The sequence below is a fragment of the Deltaproteobacteria bacterium genome (assembly GCA_016874755.1).
Classification (GTDB): Bacteria; Desulfobacterota; Binatia; order UBA9968; family UBA9968; genus DP-20.
This window is the reverse complement of sequence record VGTH01000026.1, coordinates 36366-54904: the sequence shown is the minus strand read 5'-3', so window position 1 is coordinate 54904 and position 18539 is coordinate 36366. Positions and strand designations below refer to the sequence as shown.

18 protein-coding genes are annotated in these 18539 nt (G+C 57.6%); 11 read left to right on the top strand and 7 right to left on the bottom strand.

What is annotated here, in order from left to right:
- Positions 1 to 3 precede the first annotated feature (3 nt).
- From FJ145_16330 to FJ145_16305, 6 genes are all read left to right on the top strand, one after another.
- A complete protein-coding gene (locus tag FJ145_16330) occupies positions 4 to 489 on the top strand; it encodes a 2-C-methyl-D-erythritol 2,4-cyclodiphosphate synthase (protein ID MBM4262985.1) in 486 nt (161 codons plus the stop codon).
- 421 nt (positions 490 to 910) lie between these two features.
- Positions 911 to 1429: a Rieske 2Fe-2S domain-containing protein gene (locus FJ145_16325; GenBank protein ID MBM4262984.1), complete on the top strand. Its 519-nt coding sequence runs from the start codon at positions 911 to 913 to the stop codon at positions 1427 to 1429.
- Positions 1430 to 1441: 12 nt separating this feature from the next.
- Positions 1442 to 2212, top strand: a complete 771-nt coding sequence (locus FJ145_16320) for a DUF4405 domain-containing protein (protein MBM4262983.1) — start codon at positions 1442 to 1444, stop codon at positions 2210 to 2212.
- 41 nt (positions 2213 to 2253) lie between these two features.
- Positions 2254 to 3021: a cytochrome C gene (locus FJ145_16315; protein ID MBM4262982.1), complete on the top strand. Its 768-nt coding sequence runs from the start codon at positions 2254 to 2256 to the stop codon at positions 3019 to 3021.
- 178 nt (positions 3022 to 3199) lie between these two features.
- The gene (locus FJ145_16310) at positions 3200 to 5926 is read left to right on the top strand and encodes a c-type cytochrome (protein ID MBM4262981.1); all 2727 of its coding nucleotides are present in this window, start codon (positions 3200 to 3202) and stop codon (positions 5924 to 5926) included.
- Between the two features lie 55 nt (positions 5927 to 5981).
- Complete coding sequence (locus FJ145_16305; protein MBM4262980.1) at positions 5982 to 6695, top strand: TonB-dependent receptor; 714 nt, start codon at positions 5982 to 5984, stop codon at positions 6693 to 6695.
- Positions 6696 to 6774: 79 nt separating this feature from the next.
- Here the strand turns inward: FJ145_16305 and FJ145_16300 are convergent, their stop codons facing one another.
- The 6 genes from FJ145_16300 to FJ145_16275 form a co-directional block, all read right to left on the bottom strand.
- Positions 6775 to 6987 (bottom strand): hypothetical protein, encoded by a 213-nt coding sequence (locus tag FJ145_16300; protein MBM4262979.1) that lies wholly within the window; start codon positions 6985 to 6987, stop codon positions 6775 to 6777.
- 9 nt (positions 6988 to 6996) lie between these two features.
- Positions 6997 to 8517, bottom strand: a complete 1521-nt coding sequence (locus tag FJ145_16295; protein ID MBM4262978.1) for a CHASE2 domain-containing protein — start codon at positions 8515 to 8517, stop codon at positions 6997 to 6999.
- Between the two features lie 3 nt (positions 8518 to 8520).
- Complete coding sequence (locus FJ145_16290) at positions 8521 to 9858, bottom strand: CHASE2 domain-containing protein (GenBank protein ID MBM4262977.1); 1338 nt, start codon at positions 9856 to 9858, stop codon at positions 8521 to 8523.
- 17 nt (positions 9859 to 9875) lie between these two features.
- Positions 9876 to 10328 (bottom strand): ATP-binding protein, encoded by a 453-nt coding sequence (locus FJ145_16285; GenBank protein MBM4262976.1) that lies wholly within the window; start codon positions 10326 to 10328, stop codon positions 9876 to 9878.
- Positions 10328 to 10702 carry an STAS domain-containing protein gene (locus FJ145_16280; protein ID MBM4262975.1) on the bottom strand — a complete coding sequence of 125 codons (375 nt, stop codon included), beginning with the start codon at positions 10700 to 10702 and terminating at the stop codon, positions 10328 to 10330. The genes FJ145_16285 and FJ145_16280 overlap by 1 nt, the downstream gene beginning before the upstream one ends.
- A gap of 112 nt (positions 10703 to 10814) precedes the next feature.
- Entirely contained in the window at positions 10815 to 11498 is a 684-nt protein-coding gene (locus FJ145_16275; protein ID MBM4262974.1) for a class II aldolase/adducin family protein, read from the bottom strand.
- Positions 11499 to 11581: 83 nt separating this feature from the next.
- On the opposite strand from FJ145_16275, the gene FJ145_16270 reads away from it, so the two are divergent.
- Both FJ145_16270 and FJ145_16265 read left to right on the top strand, forming a co-directional pair.
- Complete coding sequence (locus tag FJ145_16270; GenBank protein ID MBM4262973.1) at positions 11582 to 11851, top strand: hypothetical protein; 270 nt, start codon at positions 11582 to 11584, stop codon at positions 11849 to 11851.
- Between the two features lie 79 nt (positions 11852 to 11930).
- Positions 11931 to 13274, top strand: coding sequence for a hypothetical protein (locus FJ145_16265; GenBank protein MBM4262972.1), 1344 nt, complete (start codon positions 11931 to 11933; stop codon positions 13272 to 13274).
- A gap of 121 nt (positions 13275 to 13395) precedes the next feature.
- Here the strand turns inward: FJ145_16265 and FJ145_16260 are convergent, their stop codons facing one another.
- Positions 13396 to 14133: an SDR family oxidoreductase gene (locus tag FJ145_16260; GenBank protein MBM4262971.1), complete on the bottom strand. Its 738-nt coding sequence runs from the start codon at positions 14131 to 14133 to the stop codon at positions 13396 to 13398.
- Between the two features lie 239 nt (positions 14134 to 14372).
- Here FJ145_16260 and acs point away from each other — a divergent pair, with 239 nt between their 5' ends.
- The 3 genes from acs to FJ145_16245 are packed head-to-tail and all read left to right on the top strand — an operon-like array spanning position 14373 to position 18530.
- A complete protein-coding gene (acs, locus tag FJ145_16255; GenBank protein ID MBM4262970.1) occupies positions 14373 to 16322 on the top strand; it encodes an acetate--CoA ligase in 1950 nt (649 codons plus the stop codon).
- 51 nt (positions 16323 to 16373) lie between these two features.
- A complete protein-coding gene (locus FJ145_16250; GenBank protein ID MBM4262969.1) occupies positions 16374 to 17474 on the top strand; it encodes an ABC transporter substrate-binding protein in 1101 nt (366 codons plus the stop codon).
- Positions 17475 to 17483: 9 nt separating this feature from the next.
- Complete coding sequence (locus FJ145_16245; GenBank protein ID MBM4262968.1) at positions 17484 to 18530, top strand: hypothetical protein; 1047 nt, start codon at positions 17484 to 17486, stop codon at positions 18528 to 18530.
- Positions 18531 to 18539 lie beyond the last annotated feature (9 nt).

Below are 18539 nucleotides of genomic sequence, written 5' to 3'. Positions count from 1 at the left end.
CACATGGCGCAGGACTTTCGCGTCGGCCAAGGCTTCGACGCGCATCGGCTGGTGCGCGGACGCAAATTGATACTAGGCGGCGTCGAAATCGCCCATTCCAAGGGGCTGCTGGGCCATTCGGACGCCGACGTCGTGCTTCACGCCTTGGTTAACGCGCTGCTGGGCGCGCTGGGCGAGGGCGACATCGGCAGCCATTTCCCCGATAGCGATCCGCGCTATAAGGGTGTATCGAGCGTGCTATTTCTTGATGAGGTAGTGAAAATAATGCGCCGCCAGCGCTGGGCGTTGGTCAACGCCGATGTTTCGCTGATCGCTCAAGAACCTAAGTTGGCACCGCACTACGATCGCATCAAAAACAGCGTCGCGGAGCACATGCGGGTGGCCGAAAGGCTAATCAATGTTAAAGCCGCGACCACGGAAAAGCAGGGATGGATTGGCCGCGGCCAAGGAATGGCGGCGCTTGCGGTGGTTTTACTACGCCGAAAATGACAGCTTTGGGCCGCGAATGTTGACAAGAAAAGATTTCTATAATAATGACTTACTCTAATCTTAGGTGACATCAGATCCTCCCACTCTAGCGCCCGAAGCGCGTGAACAAGAGATCGAACGACTGGCTCAACAACTTGGTCGTCTGATTCAGGACGCCGATCCTGAGCGACGCCAAGACCTGAAAGAGTTAGCCTTCGCGTTGATCCGCGAGGAGTTCCTCCACAAGCCGGAGGATCAAGCAACGAGCAGGGGGTCGACTCCAGCCCCTTTCAACCCCCTAGGAACGGGAGTGCTAATATTTTTTCTGGGCGCGGGGTTGTCGTTTGTTTTCGGGCCGGTGGGACTGCTGTTGATGACGGGTGGTCTGATCTTTGTCATCTGGGGATCTCTGATCAGTTGGTTCAAAAAATAGAGAGCGCGCATGGCTGAAGCAAAGAAAGAAAAACATGGCATTTGGTCGCGGCGAGATTTCTTCACCCGCCTAGGCTGGGGCGGCTTTGGCGTTTTCGGCGGCCTGGGGCTGCTGGGGCTTTTGCGCTCGGCTTTCCCGCGGGTGCTTTTTCAACCGCCCTCTACCTTCAAAGCTGGCCTGCCGTCCGACTACGCGATCAACGAAGTCAGTGAAAAATACAAGCAAGACCAGCGCGTCTGGATCGTGCGCGAGGAGCGCGGCATTTATGCAATCTTCGCCAAATGCACACACCTGGGCTGCACGCCGCGCTGGCTGACCGCGGAAAACAAGTTTAAGTGCCCCTGCCATGGCAGCGGTTTTTTCCGGACCGGTATGCATTTCGAAGGACCGGCACCGCGGCCGCTCGATCGTTTCAAAGTCACAATTGGCGAGGACGGTCAGCTGGTGGTCGACAAGGGCAAGGTTTTCAAGATGGGCCCCTCGGGCGAACCCGACGAGCAATACACCGATAGCGTGCTGAAAGTCTAACGGAAAGTAATCATGAGCGTTTTAGAGAAGATCAAAAACGATATCGTCGAAAGCCAGGTGTGGAAGGCGATCTTTCGCCACGGCTACGAAGACACGCCGCGTAACCGTGTCATGATGGTTACCTCCAACGTGTTTCTGCATTTGCATCCGGCAAAGGTCCGCCGCCATGCGGTGCGCATGCGCTTTACCTGGTGCATGGGTGGTCTGACTTTTCTCATGTTTCTGATCACCGCGGTGACCGGCATCTACCTGATGTTTTACTACCGTCCGGTCGCCGAATACGCCTACGCCGACATGAAATATCTTGAGTTCGACATGCCCTTCGGCATGCTCATGCGCAACATGCACCGCTGGGCGGCGCACGCGATGATCGTCTTTGTTTGGCTGCACATGTTTCGTGTGTTCCTCACAGGGTCTTATAAGCCACCGCGCGAGTTTAACTGGATCGTCGGCGTGCTGCTGTTGGTTCTCACGCTGTTGCTGAGCTTCACCGGCTACCTGCTGCCGTGGGATCAGCTGGCGATCTGGGCGGTCACCGTCGGCTCGAACATGGCGCGGGCGACGCCGCTGCTGGGCTACGAAGGTCCCTTTGCCGAATTCGTCGGCGCCAACCCAATCTACGACGCCCGGGCGTTTCTCTTCGGCGGCGGCGAAATCGGGCCGCACACTTTGCTACGGTTCTACATCTTGCATTGCATCTTCATTCCGCTCGTGGCGAGCATCTTGATGGCGGTGCACTTCTGGCGCATTCGCCGTGACGGTTTCTCCGGACCGTCGCTTTAGTTTAGGGTGCAACCGATCCGTCTGTTTTGCGAGGACTAGACATGGCTGACGCCACGCAAGAAAAAAGACTTCCGGTCGATGACAAGATCCATACCTGGCCGCATCTGGTGCGGATGGAGTTTCTAGTCGCGCTCTTCGTGCTGATCGGGCTCTCAATTTGGTCGATCACCATCGATGCGCCGCTGGAAGAGCCGGCCAATCCGACCAAGACGCCGAACCCGTCGAAGGCGCCGTGGTACTTTCTTGGCTTGCAAGAGATGCTGGTCTATTTCGATCCCTGGCATGCCGGGGTGGTGCTGCCCACCTTGATCATCGTTGGTTTGGTGGTCATTCCTTTTATCGACATCAATCCCAAGGGCAATGGTTACTACTGCTTCAAAGAGCGCAAGTATGAAATCTTCACCTTCTTTCTCGGCTTCCATGTTCTCTGGGTCGTGACGATTATCATCGGTACGTTCTTCCGCGGTCCGGGCTGGAACCTGTTCTGGCCTTGGCAGTATTGGGACCCGCACAAGGTGGTCGCTTTGACCAACGTCGACCTGCCGTATCTGGTGGGCTTTCGCGATTACTGGTGGTCGGCTGCCTTTGGTTTGGTTGTAGTCGGGGCCTATTTTGTTTTTGGCATGGTCGCCTTCTACGTGTGGGTCCTGAAAGTGAAAGGCAGAGAGTTTCTTGAACGTTGGGGCATGGTGCGCTTTGCGATTACCGGTTTGCTCTTTGTCTTGATGTTGTCATTGCCCGCCAAGATGTTTCTCCGTTTGGTATTCAACGTGAAGTACATTTTGGTCACTCCTTGGATCAACATTTAGTATGTTTTACGTCGCCAAAGGCCTACAAGCGTTTGGGCTTGCCGATATTGGCTATGCGCTCTATGTCGGCATCGTGAAAAATTCTTCCATGGCGGAAGAGATCGTATTAACGCTGATCGGGCTCGGGGTTTTTTCTTTGGGCCGTGCGCTCGAACGCAAGGTCGCGTGAGGAATTCGGATGGCTGAACGAGGGATTGACCAAAAGGAAGAGAAAAAATCCTACGGCAGTGTCTTTGTCTTGGGCGCCGCGTTGCTGGCCGCGTTGTCGGTGTGGGCGATTTGGGATGACAACATCACGCGCCGTCCGTGGAAGGGCATCCAGGCGCAGTTCCATCGGCTCGACTATAGCAAAGCCAAAGCGGCCTACGATGAAGAAGACAAAAAGCTAAAGGCCGACGCCAAATATCAAGAATTGTCGAAGAAGCTGGCCGATGAGCACGCCAGCGTGCAGGGCGGCGAGCTGGCGAAAAAACTCAAAGCGCTGCACGCCGAAGAGGTGCGCGCCACCGTGCGCTTCCAAGAGATTGACCAGGAAGTCAAGTTCATCAAGAGCGAAGAGGAAGAGGCGGGCTACGAGTTCGACCACGCGGTGCAGCAAAAGCGCAACATCAAGCCCTACCAAGAGCGGCTCGACGAGCTCGCTAAGGAGCGCACCAAGCTGCTGCCGAGCCTCGATGCGGCGCGCGCCAAGCGGGAGCAGGTCAAGGAAGAGATCAAAAAGGTCCATGGCGGCGTCAAGGCGCTGGAAGATGAGATCGGCAAAATTGCCGGTGAGCGTGACAAGTGGTTGCGTGTGATGGAGAACGTGACGCTCAAGCTGGGACCGCTCGCGTTCTACAAGATTCCCAAGATCCAACAAGTTGCGATGGACGAGTTCGACCGCAACAAGTTCGATCAACCGGTGGCGCGCGTGGATCGCTGTCAGACCTGCCACTTGGCGATCAATCGCGCCGGTTTTGAGAATGAGCCGCATCCGTTCAAGACCCATCCCAAACGCGAATTGTACTTAGGCGATGCTTCGCATCCGCCGGAAAAATTTGGCTGCACTGGCTGCCACGAGGGTCAAGGCGTGGCCGTCAACAGCGCCAAGCAAGGCCACGGCGAAGTTCATCTATGGGAATTTCCCCTACTGCGCGGCACCAAGGTGCAGTCGAGCTGCTCGAGTTGCCATCTTGACGTGCAAAAGTTCGCGGCGGACGTGCCGCTCCTGGCTGAAGGCCAACGACTGTTTGAACAAGTCGGCTGCACCGGTTGTCATCTTGTGAAGGGTTACGAAAATATTCCTAAGATCGCCCCGAGCCTGAAGAAGATCGGCGCCAAAGTCGATGCCGGTTGGATGGCGCGCTGGATCGAAAACCCGTTTAAGTTTAGGCCGCGCACGCGCATGCCGCACTTTGATTTGAAGGCCGACGATTCGCTGGCGATCTCTGCTTACATCTGGTCCCAGGCGAAAGGGGAAAGTGAAAAGTGGTTGCAAGAAAACCCGATGCCGGCGGGTTACCGTGAAGGCGACCCCAACGACATCGCCAAGGGTAAAAAACTCGTCGAGACGATCGGCTGCAAAGGTTGTCATGGGTTTGCCGAAGGGGAATTCTCAACCCCGCTTGGCAAGGAAAAAGATCTGGTGCCCAACTTGAAAGATATTGCCGCCAAAGTGACCGGGCCGCAGTGGATCTATCACTGGATCAAGAACCCGCGCGGTTATCAGCACGATACAACCATGCCAAGCTTGCGTCTCACCGACGACGAAGCTCTCGCTATCACTAATTATTTGATGACCCTGGGCGGCCGGCCCGAGCCGGTGGCTGGCATTCAGGAAAAGCTGGCGGATGCCAAGAATATTAAGCGCGGCGAGTCCTTGGTTCGCAGATGGGGCTGCGCCGGTTGCCACGATATCAAAGGCATGGAAAACGAGTCGCGCATCGGCGCTGAGTTGACGACCTTTGGCTCCAAGACCGTGGAAGAGCTCTCGTTCGGCAATCGAACCGATGTCAAAAAGACTTGGGACGATTGGACCTATCACAAGATCAAGAGCCCGCGCGGCTACGCCACGGACCGCGTCGAGCAGCTTATGCCGCTGTTCAACTTGGCGGACGAGGATATCAAAGCGCTGCGGGTGCTGCTCGGCGGTTTCCGCGACCGTAAAGTCGGCCAGCGTTATCAAGCGGATCAAGGCTTGCGGGTGCAGCAGGTTAACGAAGGGCGGCGTTTGATGCAGCAGTATAATTGCATCGGCTGCCACGAGATCGAAAAGCAAGGCGGGTACGTTAAGAAGTACTACGGCGAAAACGTCTCAAGCGCGCCGCCGCCGCTTAACGGTCAGGGCGAAAAGGTGCAGTCGCAGTGGTTCTATAACTTTCTAAAAGTGCCCATCACGCTGCGGCCGTGGTTGGATATTCGCATGCCGACCTTCGGCTTCTCCGACCAGCACACGACCCAACTGGTGAATTACTTCAACGGCTTGTCCAAGGTCGAGCAGCCGTACCATTATGTTGACGACGGAAGAATCCGGCCCGAAACGATCGATGCGGCCAAGCAGCTGGTTTCGAAAGACTATTTCAATTGCTGGAGTTGCCACGTGCAGGGTGGAAAAAACCCCGATGGTCCGAAGGAGGGCTGGGCGCCCGACCTGGCGATGTCGCGCCAAAGACTGAGCCCAAGCTGGATTCTGAAGTGGCTCAAAGATCCGCAAAAAGTCCAACCTGGTACCAAAATGCCTTCTTTCTACCCGGGTGGGCCTGACAATATTCTCGGTGGCAAGGAAGACTTACAGATCGAAGCGTTGCGCGACTACCTGATGTCGCTTGGCAGGGGAGCGGCGGCAGCGCCGGCAGCAGCCGTCGCCGCGCCCGTGGTCGCCGCGGCGAGGCCGAAGCCGGCGCCGGCAGCGGCTGCAAAGCAATGAATGTTTAGTTAACAGTTGCGTCAAAAATACGAGCAGTAAACTTACAGGAGGCAGTATGACTAAATTGGGTTCGGTTTTTCTCGCGGCGACTTTGATGGCGGCGCCGGCGAGTGTAATGGCACAGTATACGGGTGGCGACGTCAAAGACGGCGGCTCCATTTCTGGGACCGTAAAGTTCAAAGGCACCGCGCCCGCGCCAAAGAAGCTGGATGTCGGCAAAGACAAAGAGGTGTGTGACAAATCGCCCAAGTTCGATCAATCGCTGGTTGTCAAAGACGGCAACCTCGCCAACGCTGTGGTCACCATCACTGACATCAAGAGCGGCAAGAAAGCAGAGTTGAAAAAGGTTGTGCTCGACCAGAATGGCTGCGAGTACAAGCCCCATGTGTTGGCCTTCCAGGCGGGGTCGCCGGTTGAGATTTTGAACCCGGACGGCATTCTCCACAACGTGCATTCGTACAGCAAGGCGAACAGCGCTTTTAACCTGGCGCAGCCCAAGTTCAAAAAGAGCTTGGAGGTGAAAATCGACAAGCCCGAGGCGGTGGGAGTGAAATGCGATGTGCACGGCTGGATGCAAGGCTGGCTCGTGGCCACGCCGAACCCCTATTTCGCAGTGACCGATGGCTCTGGTGCTTTCAAGCTGGAGAACGTGCCGGCGGGCAGCTACACCGTCGAGGTTTGGCACGAAAAGCTGGGCAAGAGCACCCAAAAAGTTACAGTGAAGGCCAAGGAAGACGCCAAAGCTAGCTTTGAGTTAGCTGGCAAATAACTTAACGAAGACCATACTAAGACGAAGCGCGGCGCTCGGGAAACTGAGCGCCGCCTTTTTTTTCGCCCAGTGGCGCCTCTCACAACCGAAAACCGATCGCCAAAATTGACAAGTCGTCGGCTGCCGCCGCGCCGGCGGCAAACTGCTTAACGTCGGCGTGCAGCGTCTGGCAGGCTTGTTCGGCAACCGCCAAAGACTTTTCGGCCAAACAGTCGCGCATGCGCCGCGCACCGTATTGTTCGTGCTGCTGGTTCTCGGCTTCCGTGACGCCGTCGGTGATAAAGATCACCAGATCGCCAGCTCACAATTCGCACTTCTGGCCGCGGTAGGTAAAGTGTTCATCGACGCACAGTGGCGGTCCGTCGGCGCCGGCCAACTCGCGAGGTGCTTCGCCGCGGCGCAGCAACAGCGCCGGGTTGTGGCCGGCATTGCACCACTGGAGCCACCCCGTGCGGCTGTCGACGATGCCGACGATCGCCGTGACAAACAATGAGGCGGGGTTCTCCCGCGACATTTCACCGTTAACGAGAGTGAGCAGCCGGCCCAGCTCGTTCTCGCGCCGTCCTGTGCTCTTGCACAGCGTCTTGGTCAAAGCCATGAATAGCGCCGCCGGCACGCCCTTGCCGGAAACATCGCCGATCATGAAAAACAGCCGGTGCTCGTCGAGCATGAGCGCTTCATAAAAATCGCCGCCCACTTCCTCAGCGGGTTCAACCAGCGCAAAAAAATCCAGCGTCGGCGGCAAGCCGTCGATCTGTTTCGGATCGGGCAACATGCCCATTTGAATGTGTCGGGCGGCGTCGAGTTCGCCATCGCGACGCGCGCGCTGGTCTCTTTCGATGCCCAGCGCAGCGCTCAATTCGCGGCGTTGCCGATTTGCGATGACGTGACCGGCGCTCAACAAGCACGCGAGCACAACGCCGCTGCCGGCGATGCTAAAGCTCGGATCGACGAGCCATTGGCCCCGGTAAAACAAGCAGAAGCTGCCGAGGCCGACGAAGGCGCTAGTTGCGACGAACAGGCCAATTGCGCTACTCGGTGAAAGCCGCGGTACAAGAGCGATCAAAAGTCCGCTCACCACGAGCAAACACATGAGTTCCCAGAGCTTTGTTTGCGCCGGCCGCCGCAGGCGGTTCCCGGCGAGAATGTTTTCGATGAGTTGAGCGTGAACTTCGACGCCGGCCATGCGCTCGACGACGGGCGTAGCGACGATCTCGCCGATGCCCAACGCGGTGGCGCCGATGAGGACAACCCGGTTCTTCAACGCTCCCGCCGAGACCACACCGCGCAGAATCGCCGCGGCGGAGATCCGCCGCTCCGCGTATGCCGGCGAATAATAGATGCGCACACGGCCATCGTGCTCGGTGGCAACAAACGATGAGCCAATCTGCACGCCGCGCATGCCGTTACGGTCGGCGCGAATCAACAATTGTTGCTGCCCGGTGGCGACCCGCAGCAGTTCAAGGGCCAAGGCCGGCGCCAAGGTGCCGGCGATGTTGAAGAGCAGTGGTGTCGTGCGGATCACGCCGTCGCTGTCGCGCGTGTCATTAACGTAGCCATAGCCCTGAGCCGCCGCTTCGATTTCGCCAATATTGACGAGCTGACCGGCATAGCCCTCCAGGAAGCCATTGGGCGGCTCACCCGCAACGATCATCGCGGTTTGTTGGATCGCTGCCGTTGATTTATTGGCAGTGTCCAAGCCTGCGCGTGCCACCACCGAGGGGCCCTGGCGTAGCGCCTCGGCCAACAGCTGGTCATTGGAAGGAACCGCCGCCAATGCGTGGCGCAGCGACGCATCGATGACGCGCCGCTGCGCCAACAATGTTTACGGCGATTGGCCGTCTGGGTCCGGCATGACGATGTCGAGCCCAACGGCCAACGGCCCGAGCTTGTGGGTCGCTTCGACCAATTGCGCCAGGCGGTGGCGCGGCCAAGGCCAGCGGCCGAATTCCGCGAGACTCTGGTCGTCGATGTCGACGATGGCGACCGGAAATCGTTCTACCGCGCGCGGCTTCCAGCGCTGGTAGTTATCGAACAAGAAATCGCGCGGCGCGCGCCAGAAGCTTTCGCCGTAAACAAAATAGCTCACTGCCGTGAGGGCAAGGATGACACTCGCCAACACGCGGCCGTTGCCGGCGCACAGCCGCATCACCCAAGGATGATCCGCGCTGGTGGATGGAAAATCAGCCGCCGCCACGAATCGAACTTCGAGCTCTAAGCCGTCGTAGGCGGTCGAGACTTGGAGTGGGTAGCCTTCGCCGACGATCTCGGCGTAGCGCCGGGTTTCGCCCAGAACCGCTTCGATGGTGTCATCCTCGTAGGCCGGCTCGTGATGGAACATGCAATAATGTTTCACCCGCGCGCGCAAACACAGGTCGGCGCCGATGGTGTTGCTGGAGTGGCCCCAGTCGCGCTTGCTGGCGATCATCTCGCTGAGCGAGTACATCGCGTCGAAGATCACCAGGTCGGCGTCGCGATAAAACTCGACCATCGCTTCGGTATCAGCGTCGGATTCCAAACGATGCTCACCGTCGGTGGAGTAGACCACCGATTTGCCGTTCTGCTCGAAGCGGAAGCCAAATGAGTCGCTCGGGTGGGGTTGCAGTTTGGCTTTGACGCGCAGGCCATCGATATCGTACCAGCGGTCGCAGTCGAGATGGACGAATTCAATCGTCGCTCGCAGTTGATCCCAGCGCACGGGAAAACACGGGTCGGCATGTTGCCGGTGAAAGGCATCTTTCATGACGGCAAGATCGTGCGCGCCGTAAATGCGAATCGTATTGCCTGGAATGTACGCCGGGGGAAAAAAGGGAAATCCCATAATATGGTCCCAATGCACGTGGGACATGAAAAAATTGTAGTGCAGCGGTTGACCTGGCCCGCGCTCGCGCAGAACTTTCTGACCGAAGCGGCGCAGGCCGGAGCCCATGTCGCAAAGCGTATAGCGCGCGCCGCCAATGATTTCGACACAGGATGAATTGCCGCCGTAGCCGCCGCGCACGGGGAAAGTAAGCTCGTTATCGATGAACTGATCGAGCGCGGCTTCGCTATCGAGCCGGCGCCCATTGGCCTGGCGCAGGGCCATCTTGATTTTGTCCCGGATCGTTTGAGCCTCCGTGGCCACCGGCAGCGATCCTCGCGTTCCCCAGAAACGAACCCGCATGGTTACTCCCTTGCGTCTCAAGTCTTTGAATGGTCTGGGCCCAAGCGGCAGGGCGCGTGGACGATCAGCCGCAACACGTTTCGGCCATCCTCGCGGCGATAGGTAGCATCATCGACCAACGCACGCAGCATACGGATGCCGAGGCCGCCAAGGTCGCGCTTTTCTAGGTCTGACGTGAGCATGGGATCGGGCGCCGCTAACATGTCAAAGGGTTGGCCTTGATCGATAAACTCAAACTCTAACTTATCGTTGTCGATGCGCCGGCAGCCGAGCTCGACCTCGCCTAGTGCATCGACGAAGCCATAGCGGCAAATATTCGCAACCACCTCCTCGACCGCAAGCTCTACTTCGCGCGTGCGTGCCGGCGAAAAACCCATAGCCCTCGCCTGGGCGGCGGCAAACCCGGTACAGTGAGCCACGGCATCGAGCGTTGACGCAACGGTTCGCATCGGGTTGCCAATATTGGCCATCAGCGTTCGACGTAGAGTGCCGCCGCGGCGGGCGAAATCGCATTCAAAGCATCGCGCACCGTGGGAAAAGTTTCGAGCACCATATCGAAGCGGCCGATGCGAAAGACTTCGTGCACCGTGGGCTGCAAGGCAGCGAGCACGATCTTGCTGTTCTGCTTGCGGCAGCCTTTGGCAGCGATCATCAGCACCCGCAGGCCGGCGCTGCTCATGTAGTTCACTTTCGCTAAATCGACGACGAGCTTCTTGTCCTCGCCCGCGCAACTCTCGACATGGGGGAGCAGCGCGCTGCCGAAGGCGGGCGCGGTGCCGTGATCGATGCGTCCTTCGATGGAGACAATCACAACGTTGGCGATCTGTTGGACTCGGCTTTCCATGGGTCCTCGCTTGTCCTCGCCGCGCTCGGAATTTCAGATTCCAGATTTCAAATTACAGATCCTGATCACTCGGAGACACGTCAATTTGGCATCTGTGATTTGGCATCTGGAGTCACTTCCCGGCGATTTTGTTCTTGAAGAACCTCCAGGCCCGTTCCATGTCCACCGGCGGCAGGGCTTCGACCTGGCGCTGTTTCGATTCATCGATGCTGAGCGGCATCGGTGTGCCGATCTGCAGCGCGCCGAACAAGACATCGGCCGCTTCCTCGAGGTAGATCGCCATCATCACCGCTTCAGGAATGGTTCTGCCGACCGTGACCTGACCGTTGCCGCGCAACAATAGTGCCGGCCGATCGCCGAGCGCATCCGCCGCTGCGGTTCCTAACTTTTCATTGGAAATCAAATCCGGCGTGTGAAACACCGGCACGCCGCCGGCAAAAAAGCTGCCATGGTTGTGCACCGGTTCGAGTCTGCGGTCGGTGACGGAAAATATATTGGCTTTGCGCGCGTGGATGCGCGTGATGGCATTCAGCCGCGGCTTGGTTTTCATGATCGCCGTGTGCAACCAGGCCTCGAAGGGCGGGGTGGCGCTGCCCTCGACGATTTCGCCCTCGAGATTCATGACCAGCAGCTCGTCGGCTTGCACCAGCTCCAAGCTGATTCTTGGCGTCATGATGAAGCGATCGCTGTCGGGAATGCGCGCGCTGACGTGGCCGAAGCCCTCCACCAGCTTCTGTTCGGAAAGGATGCGACAAGCGCTGATGACGTCGGATTTTAATTGATCGAGATTGGCCATGGCAATTTCTTTCGGTTCTTTGAATTGGAGCTGAATTGAGCTATATTACGTCGTTCCGATTACCGGGGAAAGAGGAATCGAAGGTGAAAGTGAAAGTTGAATCCTCAAGCGATTCCAAGGGCCAAGAGTGCCCGTCCCGTTTCCAGCTGGGCACGCGCACCATCGAGATCGGATCGGTGGTGGACCGCTGGTACGGCGAGCAGGCCTGCTACTACCGTGTGATGGGCAGCGACGAGAACTCCTACATCCTCAAAGGTCCGCTCGAAGACGGCAGCTGGGAGATGGTTTCTTTTACCCACAAGGATTCGCGCGGCACGGAGTTGGAGTACGAAGGTAAACGGGAGCTCCAGTAGCGCCTGCCACGCCCTTTCAATCCTTGTTATTCCAGGTTTTTCTGATTGGTTATAGTAAAATCTCATAGAGGGAAGCCGAATGTCTAAACAACACTTGGTCGCCGTTGTCGGCGCCGGGCCTGCGGGTATCTACGGTGCGCGCAAACTATGTGAAGGCGGTCATCGCGTCGTGCTGATCAATCGCGATATCAAGCCTGGCGGCTTGGCCGAGTACGGCATCTTCGTCGAAAAAGAAAAGATGAAGACCGGCTTGCGCAAGCAATTCAAAAAAATTCTCAGCGATCCAAAAGTCTTTTATATGGGCCACGTTACAGTTGGCAAAGACCAGCCGCTCTCGCTCCAAGACCTGCAGGCCGTTGGCTTTGGCGCCGTGGTCGTCACGGCGGGAGCGCAAGGCACCAAGAAATTGGGCATCGCGGGGGAAGAAGCGATTGGCGTGTACCACGCAAAAGACGTGGTCTACCATTTCAACTCGTTGCCGCCCTTCGCCGAGAAGACCTTTGAAGTCGGTCGGCGCGTCGCCATCATCGGCATGGGCAACGTCATGGTCGACATTGCCAATTGGCTGTTGAATTTGAAAAAGATCGATCAAGTGGTCGTCGTCGCACGCCGGGGCCCGCTGGAAAAGGCCTACGATGACAGCGAGTTTGAATACATCGACATGTACCTCGACAACGCCGACATGAAGCAAGAGATTGAGCGCATCAGCCCGTCGCTCACGGCCATCGGCCAAGATGTTGAAGCGATTAAAAAGAAGTTCATCAAAGAAGGTGAGCCGCTCGAAGGGCGCAAATTGACCTTCCGCTATCTGTGTTCACCCAACAAATTCGTGGCCAACGCCCAAGGCCGCGTTGCCGTGTTAGAAGCTGAAGAAAATGTCATGGTGCTGGAAAACGGCAAGACGGTTGCGAAGGGCACTGGCAAGGCCCGCAAGATCGAAGTCGATTGCGTGATTTATGCCATTGGCGATCAGGTGGACGCCGCGCTCGGTTTGCCGTTCTCGCGCGGCGCCTTCGTGACGAATCCGGAGAAGGCAGCGGGAGATCCCAATCCATCGGACTATCAACCTTACGATCCCGAGACGAAAAAAATTCTTGACGGTGTGTTTGTTGCCGGCTGGTCGCGCAACGCCAGCGTCGGTTTGGTCGGCGTCGCCAAACAAGATGCCGAGCGCGGCATGAAGGTCGTCAACGACTACCTTGCCGCCAAGCCAGGGCTTTCCGCCGGGGAGATGGAAGAGAAAATCGAGGGTTTGATGACCACGTTGAAGCGCAAAGGCGTGAACGTTGTCACCAAGCCCGATGTCGAGCTCCTAGAAGGCGCGGAACAGGAACAAGCCAAGGCGCGCAAGACCTGGGATTTTAAGTACACCAGCGACGACAAAATGCTGGAAGTGATCGCGGCGCGGCGGGCGGCGCGCTAAAGCGCCTGAGACACATAGGATTAGAAGCGAACCACGAAACACACGAAAGTCACGAAAAGGGGATTTCGGTTTTTCCTTTCGTGTGTTTCGTAACTTTCGTGGTTTTTCTTTTTCCGATTCCTTAGTGCATAATCCGCCCGCCGTTGACGTGAATGGTTTGCCCCGTCATGTGTTTCGCCGCGTCGCTGGCTAAGTAGGCGACGGTTTCGGCGACGTCTTGCACCGCGCCCGGGTGGCCGAGCGGAATCCGCTCGTTGGATTTATTCCATTCTTCCTCAGTGTAGTGGCTGCGCACGCGCGGCGTCTCGATGCGCCCCGGGGCGACGGCGTTGACGCGGACGTTGGGCGCCAGCTCTAAGGCGAGAGTTCGCGTCAAACCCAAGATGCCGGCCTTTGCCGCGGCGTAGGCCGAACGATTCTCGCCGCCGCTGTAGGCGATGTCCGACGACGTGTTGATGATGACGCCGGATTTTTGCGCTTTCATGGACGGCGTCACCGCGCGGCAGCACAAAAACGTCGAGGTCAGATTCGCATCGATGATGGTGCGCCAGTGGTCGAGGGGAAAGTCTTCGAACTTGTGGCGGTAAAAGCTGCCGCCGGCGACGTTGACCAAGAGATCGACGCGGCCCGGCTTGTTGAAAATAGCCGAGAACACATTCTTCACCGCCGCTTCGTCGGCAAGATTGGCGCAATGAAAATCCAGCGCAAGATTGCGCTTGGCGAAGTCGGCGACGGTTTGTTTGCCGGTTTCTTGATTCATATCCAAAATGACGATCTGGTAGCCGTCTTTTGCGAGCCGCGCGACGACCGCTTTTCCAATATCGCCCGCGCCGCCGGTGACCACTGCGATTTTAGCCATGTTGATTCGCCTTTCTGTGTTCTTTCGTTTCACTATCTGAAAGTGGGCGCTAGCGTCAACCGAGATCCGGTTAGGGTCTAGCGTCTATAGTTTGGCGCCGGATCGGAAAACGCCAGACGCTAGACCGCAGACGCCAAACGGGCGCGCGCTTGCGCGCGCCAGCTCTTGCCAAGGCAGAGTGCCTCACATAGAATTCGGCCAATTTATTCGCGCGATTTTTTCACGGGAGGGGATGGGTTATGGCAGACAAGGCCATCGAAGTTTTGCTCGACGAGAAGAGAAATTTCCCGCCGCCAAAGGAATTCAAACTCAAAGCCAACGCTAAGAGCGCCAGCGTCTACAACAGTGCGCGCAAGAATCCGCAGGACTTCTGGGCCAAAGCTGCCAAGGAGCTGCACTGGTTCAAACCGTGGAAAAAAGTCCATGAATGGAAAGCGCCGTGCTGGGCCAAGTGGTTCATCGGCGGCAAGCTCAATGCTTCTTATAATTGTCTTGACCGCCATGTGAACAGCGGGCGCAAGAATAAAGCCGCGATTGTTTGGGAAGGCGAGCCGGGCGATGAGCGCGTGCTGACCTATCGCGACGTTTGGCGCGAGGTCAACAAGTTCGCCAATGTTTTGAAAAAATTGGGCGTGAAAAAGGGCGACCGGGTTTGCCTCTACATGGGCATGGTGCCGGAATTGTTGATCGCCATGCATGCCTGCAACCGCATCGGTGCGCCGCATTCTGTGGTCTTCGGCGGCTTTAGCGCCGAGGCGCTGCGCGATCGTATTAACGACGCGCAAGCCAAAGTGCTGGTTACCGCCGACGGCGGTTGGCGGCGCGGCGCGATTGTGCCGCTCAAGAAAAACGCCGATGAGGCGATGACCGACACGCCGTCGATCACCCATTGCGTGGTCGTGAAACGCATCGGCGCCGAAGCGGCGGCGCAGATGAAACCGTGGCGCGATTTGTGGTGGGATGAAGCGATGGTCGACGCGCCGCTTTGGTGCGAGCCGGAGAAGATGGACAGCGAGGACATGCTGTTCATCCTTTATACCAGCGGCACCACGGGCAAACCGAAGGGCATCGTGCACACCACCGGCGGCTACTTGACCGGCGTGCACCTGATCAACAAATGGGTTTTCGACCTGAAGGAAGACGACGTCTTCTGGTGTGCCGCCGACATCGGCTGGGTCACCGGCCACACGCACATCGTCTACGGGCCCATGGCCAACGGCGTGACTCAAGTCATGTACGAGGGCTCGCCCGATTGGCCGGACAAAGATCGCCTGTGGAAAATCATCGCCAAGTACGGCGTGACGATTTTTCACACGGCGCCGACAGCGATCCGCACGTTTATGCGTTGGGGCACGGAATTTCCCGGCAAGCACAACTTGAAATCGCTGCGCCTGCTCGGCTCGGTGGGCGAGCCGATCAATCCTGAGGCGTGGGTTTGGTATCACAAAGTGATCGGCGGCGGGAAATGCCCGGTGATGGACACGTGGTGGCAAACTGAAACGGGCCACCCATTGATCTCGCCGCTGCCGGGTCTGACGAAGTTAAAACCAGGCTCGGCGACCATGCCGCTGCCCGGCGTGGAAGCTGATGTCGTCGACGAGAACGGCAATTCGGTTCCCAAGGGCGGCGGCGGTTACTTGGTTTTGACCAAGCCGTGGCCGGCGATGATGCGGACGATTTTCGGCGATCCCGATCGCTTCGTGTCGACCTACTGGAGCCGCTTCCCCGGTAAATATTTCGCCGGCGACGGCTGCAAGCGCGACAAAGACGGCTACTATTGGCTGCTCGGCCGGGTCGACGACGTCATGAACGTCGCCGGCCACCGCATCAGCACCATGGAGGTGGAAAGCGCGCTGGTCGATCATCAAAAAGTTGCCGAATCGGCGGTGATCGGCAAAGAACACGAAGTCAAAGGCCAGGCGATCTGTGCCTTCGTGTCGCTCAAAATGGGCATCGAAGGCACGGCGGCGTTGATCGACGAACTTAAAGCGCACGTCGCCAAAAAGATCGGCCCGATCGCGCGCCCCGATGAAATTCTCTTCGCCGCCGAATTGCCCAAGACGCGCAGCGGCAAAATCATGCGCCGCCTGCTGCGCGACATCGCCGACGGACGCGCGCTGGGTGACACTACGACTTTGGCCGATCCGACTGTGGTGGCGAAGTTGAAAGAGCAGTATGAGGAAGATTGAGAAGATCAGGCAATAGGCAAGAGGCAATGGGCAATAGTTCCGGAGATCTGAGTGGCGTGTGAGTTAAGCAGCGTCGTGGTCCAGACTAGAGGGTTCAATCCAAAATCGAAAATCCAAAATGGTTTGGGGGTATCTCACTTGAGCAGTAGTAGCACAATAATTAAGAAACGTTGGCTGTTGCTTGGCGTGTGGGTGGCGCTGTTGCCGGCGGCTGGGCTGGCCCAGACGCGCGATAAAGTTCGCGTTGCGTTGGGGGCGATCTCGGTCAATACATCGGTGATTCCCATCGGGACCCAAAACGGGCTCTTCGCCAAGCATGGCGTTGACCTCGAGCCGATTTACATGGGCGGCGGGATGAATTCCTTGGCCGCGGTGACATCGAACTCCGTGCAGTTTCTTGCCGCCGGTTCCACCGCGACCATCAGTGCGCGTCTCGGCGGGGTTGATATCACCATACTCAGCGTGCAGTCGAGTAATCTCGAGTACAGCATTTTCGCGGCACCGGAGATCAAAACTCCGCAGGACTTGAAAGGAAAGATTGTCACCGGGACGCGGCCCGGTGCGGCAGCCGATAGCGCGTTGCGCCTGATGATCCGCCGCTGGGGGATGGAGCCCGGCAAAGACGTGATTTTCATTTCGGTGGGCGATAGCCAGCAGGGGCGTATGAACGCGTTGCAGCGCGGCTCGGTGGCGGCGACGGCATTGACGCCGCCTTTTAGCGGCATGGCGCGCCAGTTGGGCTTTCGCGAGCTGATCGATATGCGCAAGACCGATCTCGAATACGCTGGCTCATCGATCGCCGGTATGGTGGGCTATATGAAGAGCCACCCACAGTTAGTGGAGAACGTTCTGAAGGGATACATCGAATCGCTGCATTTTTTCCGCACGCAAAAGGAAAAGACCCTTGCCGGTATCATGAAGTTCATGAAAATGAACGACCGCGCGCGTGCCGAAGACGGCTACGAGTATTACGTCGATCAGATGCCAGTCATACCGTATGCCACAGTGCCCGGCGTCAAAGCAGTTTTGCAGTTCCTCGCCCCAACCCAGCCGAAAGCGGCCACCGCCAACCCGGAAGATTTCTACGACCACAGTTATTTGAAAAAGATCGAAGACAGCGGCTTTGCCAAGCCGTTTGCGATTCGCAAATAGGCAATAGGCATGAGGCAACAGGCAGCAGGCAGCAGTAAGAGTTTGGAGAGTGTCATGAGAATGCGCGTTTCAAACACGGTGATCGGGTTGGCGGTTGTGCTCGCTTATGGGATGGCAGCGGCACAGGATAAGCCGCTCAAGAAGATCATCTGGGGGCAGACCTCGATTTCCTCGTCACAGTGGATTCCGTGGATCGCCAAGGATGCCAAGCTGTACGAGAAAAACGGCCTCGATGTCGATATTGTCTATTTGCGCGGTGGCTCGGGGGATACCTCCAAGGCGATGATCGCCGGGAGTATCTTTGCCGCACCGGTGACCACGGCGACCTTGATGACGGCCAATCTCAGCGGCGCCGACCTGACCACCATTGCCCACACAACCAAGGCAGTGCAGAGCAAAATTATTTCCAGACCCGATCTCAAACGACCGGAGGATATCAAGGGCAAGCGCATCGCCAGCTCAGGCTTGGGTTCGCTCGGCGATTTTCTCCATCGGGTCGTGATCAAGAGGTACGGCATCAATCCGGAACGCGACGTGACCTGGCTCTCCATCGGTGCTCCGCCCGATCGTCTGCAGGCCCTTGAAAACAAACTCGTCGACGCGGCCGACCTATCCCATCCTTTCGACATTCGAGCCGAGAAGAAAGGCTTCAAGACGCTCTGGGATGCGCGCACCGAGGTTCCCTATCCGTCCATGTCGGTGGTGACGCGCAGGAAGACCATCCAAGACGATCGCGATACCGTGATGCGCATGATCCGCTCCCATGTCGAAGGAATTCATTTTCTCAAGACCCAAAAAGAGGCGAGCCAGAAAATTCTCGCCAAATATCTTAAAACCAACGACAAGGAGATCATCGACGGCTCCTACGAGATTTACAAGGAAGATTTCATTGCGGTGCCCTATCCGATCACGCAGGGGCTGCAAACGACCTACGAGTACGTCGCTCAGCGACGTCCGGAAATTTACAACCACAAGGCCGAGGAGTTCACCGACCCTAGCTTCATCGCCGAGCTGGAGAAGAGCGGGTTTATCAAAAAGCTTTACGGTGCAAAGTAGGCAATAGGC